Here is a 22,025-nt window from a genome sequence, read left to right on the forward strand (position 1 = left end):
GCCCCGAAATCTCACCCAATGGTAGTGCGGGCCGTCCCCGTCGCGCCTTCGTTAGGATGAAGCCATGACGATTTCCCTCGACACCACCGCCGCGCGCGACGCGCGGCTCGAATCCCTGCTCGACCAGATCATGAACGTGTACTCCGTCAGCGACGACGAGACCGCGCTCGCCGACGACGTCGAGGCGTTCCTCAAGGCCTATCCGCACCTCGACGTGCGCCGCCACGGCGACACCGTCGTCGCCTCCACCTCCTTCGGCAGGCCGGGCCGCGTGATCCTCGCCGGACATATCGACACGGTGCCGGTCATCGACAACTTCCCGCCGAAGTGGCTCGAACCCGGCGATCCGCTCATCCGCGAGGATGTGGCCGCCGCGCACCCCGGCGAACGCGTGCTGTGGGGCCGCGGCGCCACCGATATGAAGGCCTCCGACGCGGTCATGCTCCACCTCGCCGCCACGCTCGACGGCTCCGCGCCGGCCGCCACACCGAAGGTCGACCTCACCTACGTGTTCTACGACCACGAGGAGGTCGCCGCCGAGAAGAACGGCCTGCGCAAGGTCGTCGAAACCCACCCGGACTGGATCCAGGGCGATTTCGCGATCATCGGCGAGCCGACCAACTGCGGCATCGAGGGCGGCTGCAACGGCACGATCCGCTTCGACGTGGTCACGCACGGCGTGGCCGCGCACTCCGCCCGCGCATGGATGGGGGAGAACGCCATCCACAAGGCGGCGGGCATCCTCGACCGCCTCAACGCATACGAGCCGGCTGACGTCGAGGTGGACGGCCTGACCTACCGCGAGGGGCTCAACGCCACGCTCATCTCCGGCGGCAAGGGCACGAACGTCATCCCCGACGAATGCCGCGTGCACGTCAACTACCGCTTCGCCCCGGACAAGACGCTGGCCGAGGCCAAGGCCCTCATGATGGGCGCGGACGCGGGCGCCGAGCTCGGCAACGGCGAGCATGCCGCCACCGGCGGCGTGTTCGAGGGATACGGCATCGAGATGAAGGACGAATCGCCGTCCGCCCGCCCCGGCATGGACGCGCCGCTCGCCGTCTCGCTCGCCGGCCTCGTGCGCGAACGCACCGGCCGCGAGCCCCTGGCGAAGCTCGGCTGGACGGATGTTGCGCGCTTCTCGCAGCTGGGCATCCCCGCGGTGAACCTCGGCGCCGGCGATCCGCTGCTCGCCCACAAGCACGACGAACAGCTCCCCGCCTCCGACCTCACCCTCCTCGCCGACATCCTCCAGGCGTGGCTCGTCTGAATCAAGTGTCGCGAGGGTGAACGCGCCGCGTCAAAGTTGTGGCATACTGGAACACGGCGGTTCTGCAAGCCGCCGACGTGCCAGATGGCGTCGATCCCCTCGCATCGGGTTTCTCCCGAACTTCCGCGCGAGCGCCGGTGTCCGCCGTCCGAGCCGCACAGACTTTGACTGGAATTGCTTCTGCGGGCGCAATCGATGCGCGGCCACGGTGAGAGCGTGGTGTGACAGCCGCAGCGAGCCTGAGTAAGGCTGGCATGATGCAGCATGCCGGCGAGGAGCATCGTGCCCGCTGTGAACAACGATGGGGTCGACGAGGTCGACGCCCAGAACATCAACGTACCCAAGTCCGCCGCATCCGCCGAGGATGCGAACGCCGCCGATCCGGCACAGGCCCCGGCCGCGCAGCCGTCCGCTCCCGCCCGCCGCCGCCGTGGCGGCCGCCGCGTGGTCCGTGGCGCCGGCGCCGCCGGCGTCTCGCTCGAGCTGAAGGTCTCGGAGCATGCCGCCCCGATGTTCGAGGAACCGAAGCTGCCGGCCTCTCCCGCGGATGCCGCCGAAGACCTCGACGACGAGCCCGCGACCCCCTCCGCCGATTCCGTCGGCCGCGGGGACGACGACCGCGAGGCCCGTGACGACCATGAGGACCGTCCGGCGCGTTCGCGCCGCCGCCGCGCCGACTCCCATGACGACGACGAGGACGATATGCCCGTGCGCACCCGCCGCCGTCGCAGCCGTGTCGCCGACGACGAGGAGGACGACGAGCCGCGCGCCCCGCGCCGTTCCCGCCGTGCGGTCCGTGACGACGATGACGAGGACGACCGTCCGGTGCGTTCGCGCCGCCGCCGTTCGGCCCTGCGCGACGACCGCGATGATTTCGACGACCGGTATTCCCGTTCCCGCCGCGTCCCCCGCGACGAGGATGACGACGACGAGCTTGAGCGCGCCGAGGAGCTGCTCGACGGCCTGCCGATGCACGAGCGCGCGGACCGCGGCGACCGCCGTTCCCGTCCGATGACCTCCCTGCTGTTCCAGGAGCCCGTCCTTCCCGTCGGCCCGGCGCGCACGCGCGACGACCGCGACGATGAGGACGATGCCGACGACGAGTCCGTTCGCGGGCGCGGTTCCCGCGACGATCGCGACGACCGCGACGACGAGGCGCGCGAGGAGCGTCGCGGGCGTTCCCGTCGCCGTCGCCGCGGCGAGCGCGCGGACCGCGACGATCAGGGGCGTGACGAGCGCGACGACCGGAACCGCGATGCCGACGACGACCGCGACGCGCGTGACGACGCCGGTCGCGACGCGCAGGACGACGAGTCCGTCTCCACCCGTTCCCGCCGGGGCCGCAACCGCCGCCTGAACGCACAGGAGCGCCGCGCCGCCGCCGAGGTCGAGCAGATCGAGGAGGACCTCGAGCTCGACGACATCTCCTACCGTCCGATCGACGAGGAGGAATCCGGCGAGCCGTCCGGCGAGGAGACGCGCACGCGTCGTCGCCGCCGCCGCTCGCGCGCCAAGTCCGGCGAATCGTCCGGCGAGGAGCGCCGTGATTCCCGTGAATCCGAGGAGCATGACCCCGACCGCGATTCGCAGTCGCGCGACGCGCGCGAGGACCGTGACGAGGAGGAGACCGTCACGCGTCGCCGCCGTCGCCGCCGCGGCAAGTCCGCGGACGACGAGCAGGTCGTGGCGCGCCGCTCGCGCAAGCAGCAGTACATCGACGAGATCACCGACGTGGAGGGCTCGACCCGACTCGAGGCCAAGAAGCAGCGCCGCCGCGACAACCGCCGCGAACGCTCCCGCCAGTCGCAGCTCATGGAGCAGGACTTCCTCGCGCGCCGCGAGAACGTCGAGCGTCTCATGGTCGTGCGCGAGAAGGAGCACCACACGCAGATCTCCGTGGTGGAGGACAACGTGCTCGTCGAGCATTACGTGTCCGACATCCAGGAGGTGCAGACCGTCGGCAACGTGTACCTCGGCCGCGTGCAGAACGTGCTGCCGAGCATGGAGGCCGCGTTCGTGGACATCGGCCAGGCGCGCAACGGCGTGCTGTACGCCGGCGAGGTGAACTGGGACGCCGCCCGCCTCGAGGGCCAGCCGCGCCGCATCGAGCTGGCGTTCAAGTCCGGCGACCCGGTGCTCGTGCAGGTCACCAAGGACCCGATCGGCCACAAGGGCGCGCGTCTGACCTCGCAGGTCACGCTCGCGGGCCGTTTCCTCGTGCTGGTGCCGTCCGGCGGCATGACCGGCGTGAGCCGCAAGCTGAGCGAGCGTGAGCGCTCCCGCCTGAAGAACATCGTCTCGAAGATCGCCCCGAAGGACATGGGCGTGATCATCCGCACCGCCGCCGAGGGCGCGAGCGAGGAGGCGATCGTCAAGGACCTGGAAAGCCTCGTGCGCCAGTGGGAGCGCATCAACGCCAAGCGCGAGGAGTTCTGGCACGGCAAGCGCCCGAAGCTGCTGCAGGGCGAGCCGGACGTGGCGATCCGCGTCGTGCGCGACATCTTCAACGACGACTTCACCAAGCTCATCGTCGAGGGCGACAAGGTGTACGACCGCATCGAGGAGTACCTCGACACGATGGCGCCGGACCTCAAGGACAAGCTGGAGAAGTGGGACCCGTCCGAGCACGAGGGCAAGGACGTGTTCGACAAGTGGCAGATCGACTCGCAGCTCAGGAAGGGCATGGAGCGTCAGGTGTACCTGCCCTCCGGCGGCTCGATCGTCATCGACCGCACCGAGGCGATGACCACGATCGACGTGAACACCGGCCGTTTCATCGGCCGAGGCAAGTCGCTCGAGGAGACCGTCACCCGATGCAACCTGGAGGCCAGCGAGGAGATCGCGCGCCAGCTGCGCCTGCGCGACATCGGCGGCATGATCATGATCGACTACGTCGACATGGTGATGCCCGCCAACCGCGACCTCGTGCTGCGCCGTCTCGTCGAATGCCTGGCGCGCGACCGCACCAAGCACCAGGTGGCGGAGGTCACCTCGCTGGGCCTCGTACAGATGACGCGCAAGCGCATCGGCCAGGGCCTGGTGGAGGCGTTCTCCGAGGAGTGCCCGACCTGCAAGGGCCGCGGCTTCATCCTGCACGACAAGCCGGTCGTGTCCGCCGAATACGACGACCCGTACGCGCTCAGGGGCGGCGACCCGTTCGTCAAGACGAACAAGCACGGCCGCGGCACGACTCCCGCGCCGGAGCCGGCCGGCTCCACGCCGGACGTGAAGGCCAAGCTCGCCCAGATCGCCGCCGCGGCCGTCGCCGCCGGCAACGAGGACTGAGCCGCCCGGCCCGCCCCGGCCCTATAACATATGCGGCACAGACACGCGGACGAAACACGGTTGCGTTAGTCCGCGCGTCGGTGTACGTTTGATTGCTGGTGTCTGACCGCGAGCCCGGCATATCCGGGTGAGTCAGGCAAGAAGCTTGCCAATTCAATAAAGGAACGATTATGTACGCGATTGTGAAGGCCGGTGGCCATCAGGAAAAGGTCGAGGTCGGCGACGTCATCCTCGTCAACCGTCTCGACGCCAAGAAGGGCGATACCGTGGAATTCCCGGTCGCGCTCGTGGTCGATGGCGCCAACGTCACGCTGGCCGCCGCTGATCTGGCCAAGGTGTCCGTCAAGGCCGAGGTCGTTGACGACGAGGCCAAGGGCCCGAAGATCAACATCCAGAAGTACAAGAACAAGACCGGCGTCGCCCGTCGCAAGGGCCACCGCCAGAAGCTGACCGCCGTCAAGGTCACGGCGATCGCCTGAGTTTTCGCCACAGCTTAACAGGACCGAAAGGAACAGATCATGGCACATAAGAAGGGCGCGTCCAGCTCGCGCAACGGTCGCGATTCACAGCCTCAGTACCTTGGCGTGAAGAAGTTCGGCGGCGAGGCCGTCGTCGCCGGCAACATCATCGTCCGCCAGCGTGGCACCAACTTCCACCCGGGCCACAACGTCGGCATGGGCAAGGATCACACCCTGTTCGCCCTCTCCGACGGCTCCGTGAAGTTCGGCGTCCGTCGTGACCGCAAGGTCGTCGACGTCGTCGCCGCCTGAGCGACCAGCTGAGATCTCAGCGACAAGCGTTTCGGAAAGCCGCGCCCGCAAGGACGCGGCTTTTTCGTATCCGGCGAAACCATGAACCAAGGGTCAGGATAGGGTTAAGGGTTATGAGTGATTTTGTGGATCGAGTGACCGTCCATGTGAAGGGCGGCGACGGCGGCAACGGTTCGGCCGGCATCCGCCGCGAGAAGTACAAGCCGTTGGCCGGCCCGAACGGCGGCAACGGCGGTGACGGCGGATCCGTCATCTTCGAGGCGACGCGCAACGCGACCAGCCTGCTGGACTACCGTTTCATGCCGCACCGCGTGGCGCCCGGCGGCACGATGGGCCTGGGCGACAACAAGGACGGCACCAAGGGGCGGGACCTGATCCTGCCCGTGCCGTGCGGCACCGTGATCTTCGAGGCGCGCGGCCCCCAGGGCAGGCCGAAGCACCCCGGCGAGCAGCTCGCCGACCTGCGCCATGAGGGCGACCGTTTCGTCGCCGCGGCCGGCGGCGCCGGCGGCCTGGGCAACATCGCGCTGGCGAACCGCACGCGCCGCGCCCCCGGCTTCGCCCTGCTCGGCGAGCTCGGCGAGGAGCGCGACGTGATCCTCGAGCTCAAGTCCATCGCCGACGTGGCGCTGGTGGGCTTCCCGTCCGCCGGCAAGTCGAGCCTCATTGCCGCGATGAGCTCCGCCAAGCCGAAGATCGCCGACTACCCGTTCACCACGCTCGTGCCGAACCTCGGCGTGGTCGTCGCCGGCGACCGCCGCTACACCATCGCCGACGTGCCGGGCCTGATTCCGGGCGCCTCCCAGGGCAAGGGCCTGGGCCTCGAGTTCCTGCGCCACATCGAGCGCACCGAGATCATCGCGCACGTCATCGATTGCGCGACCCTCGAGGACGGCCGCGACCCGATGAGCGACTACGAGGCGCTCGAGTACGAGCTCGCCGAATACGCCGGCTCGCTGGAGCTGCCGCTCGGCGCCATCCCGATCCCGGAGCGCCCGCGCATCGTGATCCTCAACAAGGCCGACGTGCCCGAGGCCAAGGAGCTCGCCGAGTTCGTCAAGCCCGAATTCGAGAAGATGGGCATGAGGACGTTCATCATCTCCACCGCCTCGCACGAGGGCCTGAAGGAGCTCAACTTCGCGCTGGCCGGAATGGTCGCCGAGATGCGCGAGGAGGTCGCCAGGCGCGAGCAGGCCGAGGAGGAGGCCCGCGTGGTCATCAAGCCGCTCGAACGGCAGGCCCGTCGCCGCCGCGTGGCGGACGAGGGCGGCAACGCGCTCGAGTTCTCCATCGAACGCAAGGAGAACGGCCTGGGCGAGTTCTGGTTCGAGGTCACCGGCCGCAAGCCGGAACGCTGGGTGCAGCAGACCAACTTCGACAACGACGAGGCCGTCGGCTACCTGGCGGACCGTCTCGCCAAGCTGGGCGTCGAGGACGAGCTGCGCCGCAAGGGCGCCAAGCCGGGCGACGAGGTGCGCATCGGCAAGGGCGACCGCGCGGTCGCGTTCGACTGGGATCCGACCATCGCCGCCGGCGCGGAGCGTCTCGACGACGCGCCGCTGGGCGCGCGCGGCAAGGACCTGCGCCTCGAGGAGGACGAGGGCCGCGCCCGCCGCCGCACGAACGCGGAGCGCCGCCGCGAATACCACGAGATGATGGACGCGAAGGCCGCCGTCCGCGAGGCGATGATGGCCGAACGCAAGGCCGGCCATTGGGCCGACCCCTCCATCGACGACGACCGCCACGACGAGAAGAGCCTGTTCGGACGCGGCGAGTGAGCCGTCGGGCGGGAATCGGAAATACGAAGGCGGTAGAACGGTAGCCATGTCCACACCATCGGAAGGCCAGGTCCGCAGGCGCATCGCGGAGGCGGAGACCGTCGTCGTCAAGGTCGGTTCGAGCTCGCTCACGCAGGCGGGCGGCCACCTTGACGCCGACAGGCTCAACGCGCTGGTCGGCGCGCTTGCGGCCACGCATCTCATGGGCGCGCGCGTCGTGCTCGTCTCCTCGGGCGCCATCGCGGCGGGCTTCGGCCCGCTCGGCTTCGACGCGCGGCCCACGGACGTGGCCACGCAGCAGGCGACCGCGGCCGTCGGCCAAGGGCTGCTCATGGCGCAGTACGAGGCGGCGTTCGGCCGTTTCGGCGTGCGCGTGGGGCAGATCCTCATCACCGCGGAGGACACGATCCGCGCCACCCAGTACCGCAACGTGCAGCGCACGCTGGACCGCCTGCTCGACCTGGGCGTCGTGCCGATCATCAACGAGAACGATTCCCTTGCCTCCAACGAGATCCGTTTCGGCGACAACGACCGGCTGTCCGCGCTGGTCGCGAACCTCGTGCGCGCCGATGCGCTCGTCCTGCTCACCGATGTGGACGGGCTGTACACGGCGCCGCCGAGCGAACCCGGCTCGCGTCGCATCGGCTATGTGCCGAACGTGGTGAACGCGCTCGGCGAGGTGAAGGTCGGCGGCACCGGCTCGAAGGTCGGCACCGGCGGCATGGTCACGAAACTGGAGGCGGCGCGCGTGGCGGCCGTCTCCGGCATCCCCACGGTGCTCACGCGCGCGGGCCTCGCGGGCCCGGCGCTGATGGGCGACCCGGTGGGCACCGTGTTCGCTCCGGTCAAGCAGCGTGGCTCGACGCGCCGCCTGTGGATCGGGTTCGCGGCCGAGCCGCGCGGCACGATCATCGTGGACGAGGGCGCCGCGAAGGCCGTGCGCGGCGGCCACGCGTCGCTGCTCGCCGCGGGCGCGGTGGAGGTGCGCGGCGCGTTCTCCGCGGGCGACCCGGTGTGGGTCGACGCCGAGGACGGCACGCATCTGGCGCGCGGCCTCGCCGGCTACGATTCGGAGGAGGTGCCGCAGATGCTGGGGCGCAACACCACGCAGCTCAAGCGCATCCTCGGCGAGGAGTACGCCCACCCCCTCGTCCACCGCGACAACCTCGTGCTGGTCTGACGCGGTCCGACGGCGTCGTTCCCCGATGTGCTTGGAATGACGTGCCCGGGAAGCTGTGCCCGGAAGCCGTCGGGACGTGTTCACGACACCGCCGCGACGAACGCGTCCAGCGATTCGTCGCCCTGCACGCGCACGCGCGGCAGGTCCATCGGGTCGTCGCCCGGCTGCGCCCTGCCGTATTGCGTGGTGAACGCGACGAGCGCGCCCGCGTCCTTCACGGCCGCACGCGCGTCCGCCGTGGTGTCGCCGAATGGGTAGGCGAACGCCTGCAGCGATCCGGTGACGCGCTTCGAGGCGGCGAGGTCGTCGACGATCTCCTGCCGGCTCATCGCGCTGATGCGCCCGCCGTGGCCCACGGTGCCGCCGGCCCGGTGCATGTCGTTCGAATGCGATTCGTATTCCAGATAGGGGGATTTGCAGTCCTTCATGCGCTGTGGCGCGTTGCCGTCGCTCGTGATGACGAACGACGTGGCCGCCACCCGGTATTTCGTGAACAGCGGGCACCCGTTCGTGAAGAACCCGGGTTCGCCGTCGTCGAACGTGAGCACGACGCTGTGCGCGGGCAGCGTGTGCGTGCCGTCGACGTACGCGCGCACCTCCGGCCACGACGGCTGGTAGAAGCCGTGTCCGGCGAGGTATTCCAGCTGCTTTTCGAGCGCGTCGGCGGCGATGTAGTTCGCGTTGAGGTCCGCGGGCGGGTTCGCCGGATCGTAGATGTAGTGGTACATGAGCACGGGCAGGCCGCCGGTCTGCGGGTCCATCGCGTCGACGACCTTCACCGTGCGCACCGTGGACGCGACGTGCCCGTGCGAGTCGCGCACGGTGTAGCGCACCGGGTAGTCGCCCGCGCGCGACGTGTCCACGTCGCCGCTCGTGCGGATCGCGCCGGTGAGGACGCCGTCCTCCGGTTCGATGGCGTGCGCGCCGCCCTCCACGTACGCCTCGCCCTTGAGCACGGTGGTCACGGCGCTGCCGTTGACGCCGATGACGATGTCGCCCGGATCGTTCGCCGGCACGGCCTTGCGCGCGAGCGCGCCGTGCGCGGGGGAGGCGGCGGTTGCGCCGGTCGCGGCGCGTGAGGCGGCGGTCGTCGCGCCCGTGCCGGACAGGGCGGGGACGACGAGCGTCGGCAGCGCGACGGCGGCGACGAACACGACCACGGCCAGCGCCGCCAGGGCGATGCGCCGCGCGCGTGCCGCCGCGAGCGCGCGGCGCGACCTGCGGCTCACGTGCATGCCGATGTTGGCGGCGGCGCCCTCCGCCGCGACCGCGGTGCGGCGGTGTTCCGCGCCGGCCGCGGCGATGCGGTTGCCGATGACGCCCTCGTGCGCGCCGTCGCCCGTGCGCGGTGCGCGTCGCGACGGCGCGCGCCTGCCTTCGGAACCCCTTCGTGTGGTCATCTCGTCTCCTCGGTGTCTCCCACGGCGTCGGCGGTCACCCCGCGCCCTGCGACATCCCGGCGGACGGTGTCCGGTTACCGCCTCCATTTCACCACGTGCCGTGCACGTCCGGCGCGTTCCGCGGCGGCGCGTGCGAGGCGATGCTGCGGGCGATGCGGAACGCGCTTCGGCGGGTGATGCGGTGGGCGGTGCGGCGACCCGTGAGGGTATGGCGCTTCTCGCGCGTCGGGTTTATTGTGGGAGCCATGACTATGGCTGACTGGCAGACTCTCTCCGACCGTATCAATCACGTGACCCCGAGCGCCACGCTCGCCGTCGACTCCAAGGCGAAGGCCATGAAGGCCGCCGGACTCGACGTCATCGGCTTCGGCGCCGGCGAACCGAACTTCCCGACGCCCGACTACGTCGTCGACGCCGCGGCCGCCGCCTGCCGCGACCCGAAGAACTACAAGTACACGCCCACGCCGGGCTTGCCCGAGCTGCGCCGCGCCATCGCCGACAAGACGCTGCGCGACTCCGGCTACGAGGTGGCCCCCGAGCAGGTCGTCGTGACCAACGGCGGCAAGCAGGCCGTCTACTCGACGTTCCAGATCCTGCTCGACGAGGGCGACGAGGTCATCATCCCCACCCCGTACTGGACCAGCTACCCGGAGGCCGTCAAGCTCGCCGGTGGCAAGCCGGTCGAGGTGTTCGCCGGGGCCGACCGCGGCTTCGAGCCGGACCTCGCCGCGATCGAGGCGGCGCGCACCGAACGCACCAAGGCGATCATCGTGACCTCCCCGAACAACCCGACCGGCGCCGTGTGGAGCGCCGAGACGATCGAAGGCATCGCCAAGTGGGCGATCGAGCACCACGTGTGGGTCGTCTCCGACGAGATCTACGAGCACCTCAACTACGACGACGCGCGCACCACGTACATCGGCGCCGCCGTGCCCGAGGTGCGCGACCAGCTCATCGTGCTCAACGGCGTGGCCAAGACCTACGCGATGCCCGGCTGGCGCGTCGGCTGGCTCATCGCGCCCGGGCCGGTCGCCAAGGCCGCCGCCAAGCTGCAGGGCCACATGACCTCCAACGTGGCGAACGTCTCCCAGCGCGCCGCCATCGCCGCCGTCTCCGGCCCGCTCGACGCCGTGTACCGCATGCGCGAGGCGTTCGACGTGCGCCGCCAGGCGATCGTCGCCGCCTTGAACGACATCGAGGGTGTGAACTGCCCGACGCCGACCGGCGCGTTCTACGCGTTCGCCGACATCACCGCGCTGCTCGGCAGGCCGCTCGGCCCGAACGGCACCGTGTCGCACTCCTCCTCCGAGTTCGCCGCCGCCCTGCTCGACGAGGCGCACGTCGCCGCCGTGCCCGGCGAGGCGTTCGGCGCCCCCGGCTACCTGCGTTTCTCCTACGCGCTGGCCGACGACCAGCTCGCCGAGGGCATGCGCCGCATGAAGGCCTACGTCGAGGCGTGACCGGAGCCGGTCGCCCCGTGCGCGTCGGCGTGATCCGCGTGATCCGCGTGATGCGCGACATGCCGTGATTTCGTTGGAATCCCGTGGTTTTGCCACGGGATTTCCCGTATATGGACACCATGAATTGACGAAATCCCGGGGAGTCGCTACTATATCTGCTTGGCGGTTTTCGCCGTGGCGAAGCGTTCTCTAGGGACGCGGAACCGAGGTGAAGTTCACCTAGGGAAGTGGCGCAATTGGTAGCGCAACGGTCTCCAAAACCGTAGGTTGTGGGTTCGAGTCCCGCCTTCCCTGCCAAGTTTCTCCGGATACCCCTAAGCGAAGGATGGATATGGCGAAGGCTAGCAAGAGCGAAAAGGCCGTCAAGCCGAACGTCTTCATGCAGATCGGTCTGTTCATCAAGCAGATCATCGACGAGCTTCGCAAGGTTGTGACCCCGACCGCCAAGGAACTCTTCTTCTGGTCGCTGGCCGTGTTCATCTTCGTCCTGCTGCTGATGGCTCTCGTGACCGGCATGGATTACGGTCTGAGCAAGCTCACGCTGTGGGTGTTCGGCTGATCCATCCGTTACAGCGAACGCACGAACCCGAAGGTGAATAACGCATGAGTGATGAAGTGAATCTCGAGAACCTCGACGCGCTGCCCGACCTGCCGGAGACCGAGCCGGCCGAAGGCCCCGCCGCCACCGCACCGGCCGCCGACGAATCCCAGGCCGCCGAGACCCCCGAGACCGCTGCAGCGCCCGCCGCCGACACCTCCGATGTCGAGGTCGCCGCCCCCGTCGCGTCCCTCGACGACGAAACCCCGCTCTCCCTCGACGACGATGAGGAGACCGAGACCAACGAATCCGAACAGGCCGAGGCCACCGACGCCGGCCAGGCCGCCGTCGAGGCGTTCTCCAAGTCGCTGCGCACCCTCGAAGGCAAGTGGTACGTGCTCCACACGTACTCCGGCTACGAGAAGCGCGTCAAGACCAACGTCGAATCCCGCATCCAGTCCTTCGGCCTCGAAGACAAGATCTTCCAGATCGAAGTGCCGATGGAAGAGGTCGAGAAGCACACCGAGAAGGGCAAGAAGGTCATCACCCGCGTGCGCGTCCCCGGCTACGTCCTCATCCGCATGTGGCCCGACGAGAACGCCCGCCGCATCGTGCGCGAGACCGAAGGCGTCACCGGCTTCGTCGGCCCCACCAAGGACCCGGCCCCGCTCTCCCGCAAGGAAGTCGTCCAGATGATGGCCCCGATGATCGCCTCCGAGGCGCTCAAGAAGGCCGGCGACAAGCCCGCCGCCGCCAAGAAGCGCACCGTCGAGGTCTCCTACGCCATCGGCGACCAGGTCACCGTCACCGACGGCCCCTTCGCCACCATGGCCGCCGTCGTCTCCGACGTCGAGCCCACCACCCAGAAGCTCACCGTGCTCGTGTCCATCTTCGGCCGCGATACGCCGGTGGAGCTTGGCTTCAACCAGGTCCAGCGCCTCGACTGACGCACGCTAACGGAGTGTCGGCGGCATTGCCCCTCGGTCGACGTACCTTCGTACGCCTTCCCTCGGTGCGCTTTGCCGACACACGCGTTATCGCACGTCAGTAACCGAAATGCTTTGGGAATCCCCGCCTTGATGGCGGGGATTTTTCGTATGCGGGCGGGGGCGGCGCGACACGCCGGGGTGGAACGTTTCATATTGCTTTGGGTGGTTGATGGAGGACATCCGGGGGCCGGCTGTGACGGCGCGCGGGGTACTCCGCACACCGTGGGGGTCGCCCGAATGTGACGCGGCGCACATGCCGATGCGCGGGGCGGACCGCATGCGTGCGGTGCGGCGCCGCGCGATGCGCCCCACGCGGCAACGGTTCCACGGATACGCGGGGAATACCCGATTACGTAATCATCGTGAAGCGGGATGCGCGAAATGAACAACCGGAATGTTCTCAAATGGTTTTACTTTGTTTGGGAATGTTATTTTGGCCTATAAAAATGTTCGATTCGAGTTGCAAAATCGTATCGACGGACCTATATTGCATCTCGCTAACGCAAACATCGGCATTGATCGCCGGTGCCTGTGTTCGAGGAAGAACAACTCTAGGAAAGAGGGAGCGGCATGATTGATCTTGCTGCCGGGGAATCCGCGATTCGCCTGTCGCTGAGCTGGGTGGATTGGCTTATCCTCATCATCTACTTCGCCATGATCGTCTGGATCGGATATTCGATCCACAAGCAGCAGAAGTCCTCCGAGGACTTCCTGCTCGCCGGTCGTTCGATGCCGGCCTGGATCGCAGGCCTCGCGTTCTGCGCCGCCAACCTGGGCGCCACCGAGATCCTGGGCATGGCCGCCAACGGCGCCCAGATCGGCATGCCGACCATCCACTACTACCTGATCGGCGCCGTGCCGGGCATGGTGTTCCTCGGCATCTTCATGATGCCGTTCTACTACGGCTCCGGCGTGCGCTCGGTGCCTGAGTTCATGTACCAGCGCTTCGGCAAGGGCGCGCACATCATCGTGTCGCTGTGCTTCGCCGTGTCCACCATCCTGCAGGCCGGCATCAACCTGTACGCCATGGCCCTGATCCTCCAGGCCATGCTCGGCTGGAGCCAGTGGACCGCCATCATCGTGTCCGCCGTGTTCGTGCTCGCCTACATCACCCTCGGCGGCCTGACCTCCGCCATCTACAACGAGGTCATGCAGTTCTTCGTCATCGTCGCGGCCCTCATCCCGGTCACCGTCATCGGCCTGTCCCACGTGGGCGGCTGGAGCGGCCTGACCGCCAAGCTCGACAGCATGCAGGGCTGGTCCGGATCCATCCACGCCTGGGCCGGCACCGGTCTCGGCAACGTGACCAACCCGGTCGGCGGCGACTGGTTCTCCATCCTCATGGGCCTCGGCTTCGTGCTCGGCTTCGGCTACTGGACCACCAACTTCACCGAGGTGCAGCGCGCCTTCGCCGCGAAGAGCATGACCGCCGCCCGCATGACGCCTATCCTCGGCGCCATCCCGAAGATGGTCATCTGGCTCATCATCATCATCCCGGGCATGATCGCGGCCGCCACCGTCGGCAACCTGTTCGCCGGCGACCACCCGGTCCTGCAGTACAACGAAGCCATCCCGTACCTGTTCAAGATGTACCTGCCGAACGGCGTCCTTGGCGTCGCCATCACCGGCATGATGGCCTCTTTCATGGCCGGCATGGCCGCGAACGTCTCCTCGTTCAACACCGTGTTCACCTACGATCTGTGGCAGGACTACGTCAAGCCCGGCCAGAACGACAAGTACTACCTGAACATGGGCCGCATCATCACCGTGATCGGCGTCTTCATCTCCGTGTTCACCGCGTGGATCGCGTCGCAGTTCGGCAACATCATGACGTACCTGCAAACGCTGTTCAGCTTCTTCAACGCCCCGCTGTTCGCCGTGTTCATCCTCGGCCTGGTGTGGAAGCGCGTCTCCAACGTCGCCGGCACCGTCGGCTACGTGTGCGGCATCATCGCCCCGCTCATCACCTACATCCTGTACCTGCAGTCCGTCGCCGCCGGCAGCCCGATCTTCGGCTCCGCCACCGCCGAGACCTGGTACGGCGCCATCATCTCCTGCCTGGCCACCTGGATCGTGGCGGCGGTGCTCACGCCGTTCACCAAGGCCAAGTCCGACAAGGAGCTCGAGGGCCTGACCTTCGGCACCAACGGCATCAAGTACTTCAAGGAGGCCTCCGCCGAGGAGCTCGAGGACGCCAAGCGCGCCGCGAAGGAAGCCGGAAAGGACGTCGCCACCGTGAAGGTCCCGTGGTACAAGAAGCCGCTCATCCTGGGCACCGTGATCTTCGTGCTCGGCCTCGTCTTCTACATCCCGTTCTTCTAAACCCGTCGGGTTGACCCATAGTACGTAGGAACGTCTTAAGGAGTTTGCAATGGCAGAAGAGACTCAGGGCAAGGACCTGCTGACTCAGGCCGAGAAGGACCAGGCGGTCAAGGCGGCGCGCAACAACGATCTGCGCCGGCTCATCGCCATCCTGTTCATCATCTACGGCGTGATCGTCACGATCGTGGGCATCGTCGCGCCGAACATGAACGGCGCCGACACCAACGGCATCGCGATCAACCTGTGGACCGGCATCGTCATGCTGGTCATCGGCATCGCGTTCGAGCTGTGGTGCCGCTTCAAGCCGCTGTCGGCCGAGGACATCATCGCCTCCGCCGAGGAGTCCGTGCGCAAGGCGCAGGTCCAGCACGAAGGCTCGAAGTGAGATGACCGGCACCGCGCGGCGGCGTGACATGCATGGCGTCTGACGGCATGGCGTGACGGCGCGCGGGAAAGCGGTTCTGAGGGGTCGTCGGGAGTTCCTCCTGGCGGCCCCTTTCGCGTCCGCCCGCGCCGCGGCGCGCCGGCGGCACGGACGCGCGGCCTTGTCGTGGTGGCTCGGCATAATGGGAAAGCTTGTGTCTGGAGGGGAGACCCGCTAGCACAGCACAGCAATATAAGTTGCGGGAGGAGACCGCGCGACCGTGCGCGTTCCGTCGCGGATGCGAGCGGACGGGCGGCGACCGGCTGCACCGCGTTATAGAAAGAAGAACCATAACATGGCTCCCAAGAAGAAAGTCTCCGCGCTGATCAAGCTGCAGATTCAGGCTGGCAAGGCCAACCCGGCCCCGCCGCTGGGTCCTGCGCTGGGTTCGCACGGCGTCAACATCATGGACTTCTGCAAGGCCTACAACGACAAGACCAAGGACAAGATGGGCCAGGTGATCCCGGTTGAGATCACCGTGTACGAAGACCGTTCCTTCACCTTCATCCTGAAGACCCCGCCGGCGGCCGCGCTGCTGAAGAAGGCCGCGGGCATCGACAAGGGCACCGAGAACCCGCTGACCCACAAGGTCGGTTCCGTCACCAAGGCGCAGGTCCGTGAGATCGCCGAGACCAAGATGGCCGATCTCTCCGCCCGCGACATCGAAGCCGGCATGAAGATCATCGAAGGCACCGCCCGTTCCATGGGCATCACGGTGACCGACTGATAAGGAGAAGGACAGATGGCTAAGCATTCCAAGAAGTACCGCGAAGCGGCCGAGAAGGTCGATCGTAACAACCTGTACACCCCCGACCAGGCCATCGCGCTGCTCAAGAGCATGCCGGCCCGCAACTTCGACGAGACCGTCGAAGCGGTGCTCCGCCTGAACGTCGACCCGCGCAAGGCCGACCAGCTGGTCCGCGGCACCGTGAGCCTGCCTCACGGCACCGGCAAGACCGTCAAGGTCCTCGTCTTCGCCCGTGGCCCGCAGGCCACCGCGGCCGCCGAGGCCGGCGCCGACATCGTCGGCGACGACGACCTGATCGCCAAGGTGCAGGGCGGCTTCCTCGACTTCGACTCCGTCGTCGCCACCCCGGACATGATGGGCAAGGTCGGCCGTCTGGGCCGCGTGCTCGGCCCGCGTGGCCTCATGCCGAACCCGAAGACCGGCACCGTGACCATGGACGTCGCCAAGGCCGTCAAGGACATCAAGGCCGGTAAGATCGAGTTCCGCGTGGACAAGAACGGCAACCTCTCCTTCCTCATCGGCAAGGCCTCCTTCGCCGAGAACGCGCTGGACGAGAACTTCCACGCCGTGGCCGAAGAGGTCAAGCGCCTCAAGCCGGCCACCGTGAAGGGCCGTTACATCACCAAGGCGACCATCACCTCCACGATGGGCCCCGGCATCCCGGTCGATCCGTCCGTGATCGCCTGACGCAAAGCCCGGTGGGCTTTGTGTAATAGCGAGCAGCGATAGCGTCGCGAGCGTAGCTCGTTGCGCATAAGCCGCACAGAAGACCCTCGGTTCCGCGAAGGAACCGAGGGTCTTCGCATATCCATCAAACGTTCGTTCGCCCCCTCATCCTCGGGCCGCATGGATCCGCCCCAGCGCGATCGCCGTGGTGAGCACGTACGCCTCGCGCGGGTTCGTCGCGTCCCATCCGGTCGTGTCGGCCGCGCGCTTCAACCGGTAGCGCACCGTGTTCGGATGCACGTTGAGCGTGCGCGCCGTCGTCTCCAGCGATCCCCCCGAGGCGAGGAACGTGGAGACGGTGAGCATCGTCGGATCGTCCGGATTGTCGCCGGCGAGCGAACCGTAGACCACGTCGACGAGTTCGCGGCGGGCGTCCGCGTCGCCGAGCAAGGCGCGTTCCGGCAGCGCCTCCTCCGCGCGCAACGGCGTGGCCGCGCGCGGGCGGGGAGGCATCGCCGGCGCCGCCCGCAGCGTCGTCAACGCGGCGCCCAGCGTCGCGACCGCGCCGGACACGCCGTGACGGACCGGGCCGAGGCAGATCGGCGTGGACGTCGTGTCGAACGCCGCGGCGACCGACGTGCACGTCACCTCGGGGCTCGCGGCGGCCTCCACGCGGACTAGCGCGGCGACGACGCCGTCGCGCACCCCGATCAGCGGCTTGTCGCCGCCCAGATCGACGACCGCGCGCGTCACGTCGCGCGACGTCGCCTCGACCGTCGCCGCCGGCAGTCCCGCGATCGCGAAACAGGCGAACGCGCCGTCGAAGCCGAGCGCGCGCAGCAACGACGCCACGCGGTCGTCGGACAGGCCGGACGCCAGGCATTCGAACGCGACCTTCGCCAGCCGCGCGGCCGCGCCGTCGTCGTCCGCGGCGGAGGCGTCGCGCGTCAGCAGGTCCAGGAAATCAGTCATGGCCCCCAGTGTAGTAACCCGGGCTCGGGATGCGGACGGTCGGAACCCGGAAACCCGTCAGCGGTCGCCGTCCGCCGCCTTGCGCGAATCGCGGTGGAACGTCAGACACAGGAAGGCGAAGCAGAACGCGACCGGCAGCATGTGGCGTTCGAAGTCGTTCGCCGGGGCGGTGATCATCACGCCCATGAGCAGCAGCAGCGGCAGATGCCAGGCCAATGCGCGCCAACGGCGCAGGACCACCTCGGCCGCGCCGATGAGCAGCGTCGCGATCACGTAGCAGTTGCCGTGCGTCACCCAGCCGAGCACCGGGATCGAACCCCACGACTTCGCGACACACGCCACCCAGTCGCGCCAATCGTGGTTCACGTACTTGATCCACGTGGAATTGTGCTGCACGTAGTCGCTGTTCACGTAGTAGTCCATCGACACGTACGGCAGGTCGGCGATGTCGAAGTAGCCGTAGCATTTCGCCATCAGCGCGTCCATCGCCACCACCGGGTTCGCCCTGACGATCTCCAGCCACGCCTGGTTGAAGCCCTTCATGTCCTCGGGCTTCACCGAACGCCAGCGGTAGCTCACCTTCTTCGACTGGATGCCGGAGGACTTCACCGGATCGGCGTCCTGCGGGAAGTAGGCGTCGGCCATCTGGTCGAGGTTGAACACCGGCGCGAGCTCCTCGCGCGCCGAATCGGGGATGGAATCGGGGTCGCGCTGCGCGACGCGGGCGATCATCTGCAATTGCACGCCGCGGCTTTCGATCGGGTCGCCGCCGATGATCCGGCCCGAGGAGACGGCCAGCGAGATGCCGCCATGGATGAGCACGGTGGGCAGCAGCAGCGCGGCCACGTACGTGGCCCAGCGGCGACGGTCGGCGAGGATCGCGAGCACGAATTCGAACACGAGCACGTACCACGCGTATTTCGCGGAGATGAGCATCACGCAGTTCGCGGCGGCGAACGCGGCGAACGTGCGGCGGGGCAGACGGATCACGGTGCGGCGGGAACCGGACAGCACGCCCGTCGCGTACAGCTCGTACCAGATGCCGAACGCCCACAGGAACGCGAACGCGAACAGCGGCGACTTGGTCAGGGAGATGGTCGCGAACACGGGCAGCGGGCAGACCAGGAAGAACAGCAGGACCGCCAGACGCACGCCGGCATGCGCGGCCTGCGGCGGCAGGGCCGGGCGCGTGCCCATCTCCGGGTGCGCGAAACGCCGCGGCCGCACGGACAGGCCGCGCTCGGGATGCGCGAAATCGTCGCGCGACGTGCGCACGTCCCAACGCCGCAGCCACGGCAGGTTGAGGAAGCGGTGCACGGTCGCGGCCGTGCAGCAGACGGCGAACAGGAACTGGACGGCCGCGAGCACGATGACGCCCCAGTCGTTCGAGCCGGTCAGATGGCGGCTCGCGGCCATCGTCGAGCCGTACCAGAGGGTGAGCACGATGTTGTGCTGGTCGGTCAGGTACGTGGGGTCGGCCGGCCACAGGTAGTGCGCGGTGGGGTAGATGTCCATCGGGGCGAACGAGAAGAAGCCGATGTACGGCTGCTTCAAGCCGGTCCACTGGTTCCAGGCCCAGCTGAACTCGCGCGCCTGGCTGCGCAGGTCCGCGCCGAACGCGGCGAGCAGCGTGGTCGGCACCCACAGCCATCCGGCGAACAGGATGGTCCAGATCTTCCAGCGGCGGTCGGTGAGGCGCACCGTCCAACGCGCGAGGAACATGCGCGCACGCGTCAGGCCGGTGCGCGCGGCCGCCGTCCGGCGCGCGCGACGGGTGCGCGGCGCGGGATCGTCGGTGCCGTTGATTCCGTTGGTTTTGTTGGTTTCGTTGGTGACGGGGGAGCCGTTGGCGACGTCGTTGACGGTGGCGTCATGGCCGGAACCGGGCCGGACTGGCGGGAAGCGCCGCGGCGTGAGCGCACCGGCGGGCGCGGCGGAGGTCCGTCCGAACAGCGGCTCGCGGCGTCCCCGCCTGACCAGCGCCACGATGATGAGCAGATACGCGACGAACGCCGTGACGCCGTACAACGCGTTCGGCCAGCCGAACGCGGCGATCGAGGAATCCTCCCAATACAACGGTCCGACGGCCGTGCACCACGCCAGCCACAGGCAGGCCATCACGGCCAGCGCCCATCGCGCCGCCGCGCCGATCCGGCCGACCGCGCCGCCGCGGCGCGACCGGCGACGGCCGGCGGCGGCACCGGTCGCGGATCCTGCGGCGGTGGCGGCGGAATCGACCGAAGCGGAAGGGTTCGCGGTGACATCACTCATAGGGCAGTATTCTACCGGCGGGGCGGAAACGGCTTCGGGCGATGCGGGCTGCGCCCCGCGACCTGGCGAACGCATACGTGGCGACGGGATGCCCGTGCGCCGGGCGGGCATTGGCGCGGGTAGACGCCCGGGCGTATGGTGTTGCCCATGATTTCATTGCTGAAAGTCGCAGTGCCGCGGCTCGACAAGACCCGGGCGCTTGCGGATGGGGTGGTCGCGTTCGCCGAATCCGGTTCGACGCACGCCGACGCGCGCGACATGATCGGGCGCCGCGAGATCGCGTTGTCCAGCGACCTCGGCCTGCCGGTCACCGTCATCACGGCCGATTACCTGAGCAACGCGCTCGTGCGGTTCGGACGCCAGTGGATCACCGCGCCGGGCAAGTCGCTGACCGCCACGTTCGTCACCGTCATCCCCACGTCCGTCGCGGACGACGAGATGGCCAACGGATGGCTGGAGATGATCGCCGGACTGTCCACCATGGACGCGTTGGGGAAGGCGCTCGACGCGTGCGGCGCGCGCCCGTACGAGGAGGATTGCGGGTTCCGCATCAAATGGCCGAACGACCTGTACTGCCACGACCTCAAGTTGGGCGGCACCGTCACCGAGGTGCTGCCGCTGCCGGACGACGTCACGCACAAGGCGGTGGTGTGCAGCGTCGGCATCAACCTGATGATGCCCGCCGACCGTCTGCCCACGCCGCAGGCCACGTCCCTGCAGATGAACGTGGGGCCGTTGCCGCCCGTCGACGAGCTGCGCGACGCGATCATCTCCGGGATCGTCACGTCCCTGCGCCGGCGGTTGGGCGCGTTCGTGCAGGATCCTGCGGTGCAGGCCGAGTCGCTGCGCGAGGAGATGGGCCGCGTGTGCTGGATGATGGGGCGCACGATCGACGCGCAGCTCATCGACGGCAGCGCCGTGCACGGCGAGGTGATCGCCCTCAACGACGATGCGTCGATCAGCGTGCGCACCGACAACGGCGACGTGAGATCCCTCCTCGCCAGCGAAGTGGGATTGCTGCAATAAAAGTATCCCCGCGGTGGTTCCGTGGGGATACTGTGTGGGGGTGTTCCCGTGGGTTCTTTGCGGTGGTTTCCCGTGGGGCCATGGTGGTTTCCCGTGGTGATTCCCCTCGGAGATATCGTCGGCTGTTGTGGGCGTCCCGATTTCTCGAAATCATCCTAGGTATCGAGAAATCGGGACACTAAGAGACTCTCAGCGTCCCGATTTCTCGAGAAAGCCGTTGCCTTCGAGAATCGGGGACACTGAGCGATTCCCAGTGTCCCCGATTCTCGAGAGCGGCGAAGAAACTCAGCGGAGCTTGGCGAGACCGGCGGCGACGAGGGAGGCGGCGGCGGCCTTGACGATGTCGCCGACGACGAAGCCCATCGAGGCGAGGGCCACGACCATGAGCGGCGCGCCGGTCAATGCGGACTGGATGAGGAATCCGAACGCGTAGACGACCACGACGCCGCCGAGGAACGCGGCCGCGAAGTACCGCAATGCGGTGAGGAGCATTGCCGCGGCACCCTTGGCACGCGCCCCGCCCTTGACCAGGGCGATGACGATCACGCCCGGCAGGAAGCCGAGCAGGAATCCGGCGCTCGGCCCGACCAGCGCCATCGTGGAGGCACCGCCGGCGAACACCGGCAGTCCCACGGCGCCGGCCGCCAGGTACGCGGCGACGGCGGCGCCGGCCTGGCGCCAGGTGAGCATGAGGCCGGCGAGCATGACGACGAAGGTCTGCAACGTGATCGGCACCGGCGTGCCCGGGATCGGGATCTCGCCCGCGGCGGCGGAGACCCACATGAGCACCGCGAACAGCAGGGGCTTCCAGGAGACGGCGGCGATGCGGCGCGCGGTGGAGACGGACTTGGCGGCGGACGATGGCGCGGCGGGCGCGGGGGTGTTGGACTGCATGAGATTGGTTCCCTTCTCGTGAGAGGACGGAT

18 protein-coding genes and 1 tRNA gene are annotated in these 22,025 nt (G+C 68.2%); 15 read left to right on the top strand and 4 right to left on the bottom strand.

Annotation, left to right across the window (positions count from 1 at the left end; genetic code table 11):
• Positions 1 to 64: 64 nt before the first annotated feature.
• From dapE to proB, 6 genes are all read left to right on the top strand, one after another.
• Positions 65 to 1,270: a succinyl-diaminopimelate desuccinylase gene (gene dapE, locus GFD21_RS04040; protein WP_163196660.1), complete on the top strand. Its 1,206-nt coding sequence runs from the start codon at positions 65 to 67 to the stop codon at positions 1,268 to 1,270.
• Between the two features lie 264 nt (positions 1,271 to 1,534).
• The gene (locus GFD21_RS04045) at positions 1,535 to 4,555 is read left to right on the top strand and encodes an Rne/Rng family ribonuclease (RefSeq protein WP_163196661.1); all 3,021 of its coding nucleotides are present in this window, start codon (positions 1,535 to 1,537) and stop codon (positions 4,553 to 4,555) included.
• A gap of 170 nt (positions 4,556 to 4,725) precedes the next feature.
• Entirely contained in the window at positions 4,726 to 5,034 is a 309-nt protein-coding gene (gene rplU, locus GFD21_RS04050; RefSeq protein WP_163196662.1) for a 50S ribosomal protein L21, read from the top strand.
• 39 nt (positions 5,035 to 5,073) lie between these two features.
• Positions 5,074 to 5,325 carry a 50S ribosomal protein L27 gene (rpmA, locus tag GFD21_RS04055; RefSeq protein WP_163196663.1) on the top strand — a complete coding sequence of 84 codons (252 nt, stop codon included), beginning with the start codon at positions 5,074 to 5,076 and terminating at the stop codon, positions 5,323 to 5,325.
• 113 nt (positions 5,326 to 5,438) lie between these two features.
• The gene (obgE, locus tag GFD21_RS04060; RefSeq protein ID WP_163196664.1) at positions 5,439 to 7,103 is read left to right on the top strand and encodes a GTPase ObgE; all 1,665 of its coding nucleotides are present in this window, start codon (positions 5,439 to 5,441) and stop codon (positions 7,101 to 7,103) included.
• A gap of 46 nt (positions 7,104 to 7,149) precedes the next feature.
• A complete protein-coding gene (gene proB, locus GFD21_RS04065; protein ID WP_163196665.1) occupies positions 7,150 to 8,283 on the top strand; it encodes a glutamate 5-kinase in 1,134 nt (377 codons plus the stop codon).
• Between the two features lie 80 nt (positions 8,284 to 8,363).
• On the opposite strand, the gene GFD21_RS04070 is transcribed toward proB, so the two are convergent.
• Complete coding sequence (locus GFD21_RS04070; protein ID WP_225431643.1) at positions 8,364 to 9,683, bottom strand: immunoglobulin-like domain-containing protein; 1,320 nt, start codon at positions 9,681 to 9,683, stop codon at positions 8,364 to 8,366.
• 251 nt (positions 9,684 to 9,934) lie between these two features.
• On the opposite strand from GFD21_RS04070, the gene GFD21_RS04080 reads away from it, so the two are divergent.
• From GFD21_RS04080 to rplA, 8 genes are all read left to right on the top strand, one after another.
• On the top strand, positions 9,935 to 11,143 hold the full coding sequence (locus GFD21_RS04080; RefSeq protein WP_163196667.1) for a pyridoxal phosphate-dependent aminotransferase: 1,209 nt from the start codon (positions 9,935 to 9,937) through the stop codon (positions 11,141 to 11,143).
• 221 nt (positions 11,144 to 11,364) lie between these two features.
• Positions 11,365 to 11,440, top strand: a tRNA-Trp gene (locus GFD21_RS04085).
• 34 nt (positions 11,441 to 11,474) lie between these two features.
• Positions 11,475 to 11,702, top strand: a complete 228-nt coding sequence (gene secE / locus GFD21_RS04090; RefSeq protein ID WP_163196668.1) for a preprotein translocase subunit SecE — start codon at positions 11,475 to 11,477, stop codon at positions 11,700 to 11,702.
• A 44-nt stretch (positions 11,703 to 11,746) separates the two neighbouring features.
• Positions 11,747 to 12,628 carry a transcription termination/antitermination protein NusG gene (gene nusG, locus GFD21_RS04095; protein WP_163196669.1) on the top strand — a complete coding sequence of 294 codons (882 nt, stop codon included), beginning with the start codon at positions 11,747 to 11,749 and terminating at the stop codon, positions 12,626 to 12,628.
• A gap of 612 nt (positions 12,629 to 13,240) precedes the next feature.
• Positions 13,241 to 14,992, top strand: a complete 1,752-nt coding sequence (locus GFD21_RS04100) for a sodium:solute symporter family protein (protein WP_163196670.1) — start codon at positions 13,241 to 13,243, stop codon at positions 14,990 to 14,992.
• A gap of 49 nt (positions 14,993 to 15,041) precedes the next feature.
• Complete coding sequence (locus tag GFD21_RS04105; RefSeq protein ID WP_163196671.1) at positions 15,042 to 15,377, top strand: hypothetical protein; 336 nt, start codon at positions 15,042 to 15,044, stop codon at positions 15,375 to 15,377.
• Positions 15,378 to 15,711: 334 nt separating this feature from the next.
• Positions 15,712 to 16,143 (top strand): 50S ribosomal protein L11, encoded by a 432-nt coding sequence (rplK, locus tag GFD21_RS04110; protein WP_163196672.1) that lies wholly within the window; start codon positions 15,712 to 15,714, stop codon positions 16,141 to 16,143.
• A gap of 15 nt (positions 16,144 to 16,158) precedes the next feature.
• Positions 16,159 to 16,851 (top strand): 50S ribosomal protein L1, encoded by a 693-nt coding sequence (rplA, locus tag GFD21_RS04115; protein ID WP_163196673.1) that lies wholly within the window; start codon positions 16,159 to 16,161, stop codon positions 16,849 to 16,851.
• A gap of 144 nt (positions 16,852 to 16,995) precedes the next feature.
• Here rplA and GFD21_RS04120 read toward each other — a convergent pair whose 3' ends face one another.
• Together GFD21_RS04120 and GFD21_RS04125 are read right to left on the bottom strand one after the other, a co-directional pair.
• On the bottom strand, positions 16,996 to 17,802 hold the full coding sequence (locus tag GFD21_RS04120) for a PucR family transcriptional regulator (protein WP_163196674.1): 807 nt from the start codon (positions 17,800 to 17,802) through the stop codon (positions 16,996 to 16,998).
• A 57-nt stretch (positions 17,803 to 17,859) separates the two neighbouring features.
• Positions 17,860 to 20,073 carry a DUF6020 family protein gene (locus GFD21_RS04125; protein WP_225431646.1) on the bottom strand — a complete coding sequence of 738 codons (2,214 nt, stop codon included), beginning with the start codon at positions 20,071 to 20,073 and terminating at the stop codon, positions 17,860 to 17,862.
• 147 nt (positions 20,074 to 20,220) lie between these two features.
• Here GFD21_RS04125 and GFD21_RS04130 point away from each other — a divergent pair, with 147 nt between their 5' ends.
• A complete protein-coding gene (locus GFD21_RS04130; RefSeq protein ID WP_163196675.1) occupies positions 20,221 to 21,099 on the top strand; it encodes a biotin--[acetyl-CoA-carboxylase] ligase in 879 nt (292 codons plus the stop codon).
• Positions 21,100 to 21,384: 285 nt separating this feature from the next.
• On the opposite strand, the gene GFD21_RS04135 is transcribed toward GFD21_RS04130, so the two are convergent.
• Complete coding sequence (locus GFD21_RS04135; RefSeq protein ID WP_163196676.1) at positions 21,385 to 21,993, bottom strand: biotin transporter BioY; 609 nt, start codon at positions 21,991 to 21,993, stop codon at positions 21,385 to 21,387.
• Positions 21,994 to 22,025: the final 32 nt, after the last annotated feature.

The sequence above is a fragment of the Bifidobacterium platyrrhinorum genome, assembly GCF_010667645.1.
Taxonomy (GTDB): domain Bacteria; phylum Actinomycetota; class Actinomycetes; order Actinomycetales; family Bifidobacteriaceae; genus Bifidobacterium; species Bifidobacterium platyrrhinorum.

Excerpts from the sequence above, each read along its gene's own strand:
- dapE (WP_163196660.1), top strand. The coding sequence starts at position 65 with ATGACGATTTCCCTCGACACCACCGCCGCGCGCGACGCGCGGCTCGAA.
- GFD21_RS04045 (WP_163196661.1), top strand. The coding sequence starts at position 1,535 with ATGCCGGCGAGGAGCATCGTGCCCGCTGTGAACAACGATGGGGTCGAC.
- rplU (WP_163196662.1), top strand. The coding sequence starts at position 4,726 with ATGTACGCGATTGTGAAGGCCGGTGGCCATCAGGAAAAGGTCGAGGTC.
- rpmA (WP_163196663.1), top strand. The coding sequence starts at position 5,074 with ATGGCACATAAGAAGGGCGCGTCCAGCTCGCGCAACGGTCGCGATTCA.
- obgE (WP_163196664.1), top strand. The coding sequence starts at position 5,439 with ATGAGTGATTTTGTGGATCGAGTGACCGTCCATGTGAAGGGCGGCGAC.
- proB (WP_163196665.1), top strand. The coding sequence starts at position 7,150 with ATGTCCACACCATCGGAAGGCCAGGTCCGCAGGCGCATCGCGGAGGCG.
- GFD21_RS04070 (WP_225431643.1), bottom strand. The coding sequence starts at position 9,683 with ATGACCACACGAAGGGGTTCCGAAGGCAGGCGCGCGCCGTCGCGACGC.
- GFD21_RS04080 (WP_163196667.1), top strand. The coding sequence starts at position 9,935 with ATGGCTGACTGGCAGACTCTCTCCGACCGTATCAATCACGTGACCCCG.
- secE (WP_163196668.1), top strand. The coding sequence starts at position 11,475 with ATGGCGAAGGCTAGCAAGAGCGAAAAGGCCGTCAAGCCGAACGTCTTC.
- nusG (WP_163196669.1), top strand. The coding sequence starts at position 11,747 with ATGAGTGATGAAGTGAATCTCGAGAACCTCGACGCGCTGCCCGACCTG.
- GFD21_RS04100 (WP_163196670.1), top strand. The coding sequence starts at position 13,241 with ATGATTGATCTTGCTGCCGGGGAATCCGCGATTCGCCTGTCGCTGAGC.
- GFD21_RS04105 (WP_163196671.1), top strand. The coding sequence starts at position 15,042 with ATGGCAGAAGAGACTCAGGGCAAGGACCTGCTGACTCAGGCCGAGAAG.
- rplK (WP_163196672.1), top strand. The coding sequence starts at position 15,712 with ATGGCTCCCAAGAAGAAAGTCTCCGCGCTGATCAAGCTGCAGATTCAG.
- rplA (WP_163196673.1), top strand. The coding sequence starts at position 16,159 with ATGGCTAAGCATTCCAAGAAGTACCGCGAAGCGGCCGAGAAGGTCGAT.
- GFD21_RS04120 (WP_163196674.1), bottom strand. The coding sequence starts at position 17,802 with ATGACTGATTTCCTGGACCTGCTGACGCGCGACGCCTCCGCCGCGGAC.
- GFD21_RS04125 (WP_225431646.1), bottom strand. The coding sequence starts at position 20,073 with ATGAGTGATGTCACCGCGAACCCTTCCGCTTCGGTCGATTCCGCCGCC.
- GFD21_RS04130 (WP_163196675.1), top strand. The coding sequence starts at position 20,221 with ATGATTTCATTGCTGAAAGTCGCAGTGCCGCGGCTCGACAAGACCCGG.
- GFD21_RS04135 (WP_163196676.1), bottom strand. The coding sequence starts at position 21,993 with ATGCAGTCCAACACCCCCGCGCCCGCCGCGCCATCGTCCGCCGCCAAG.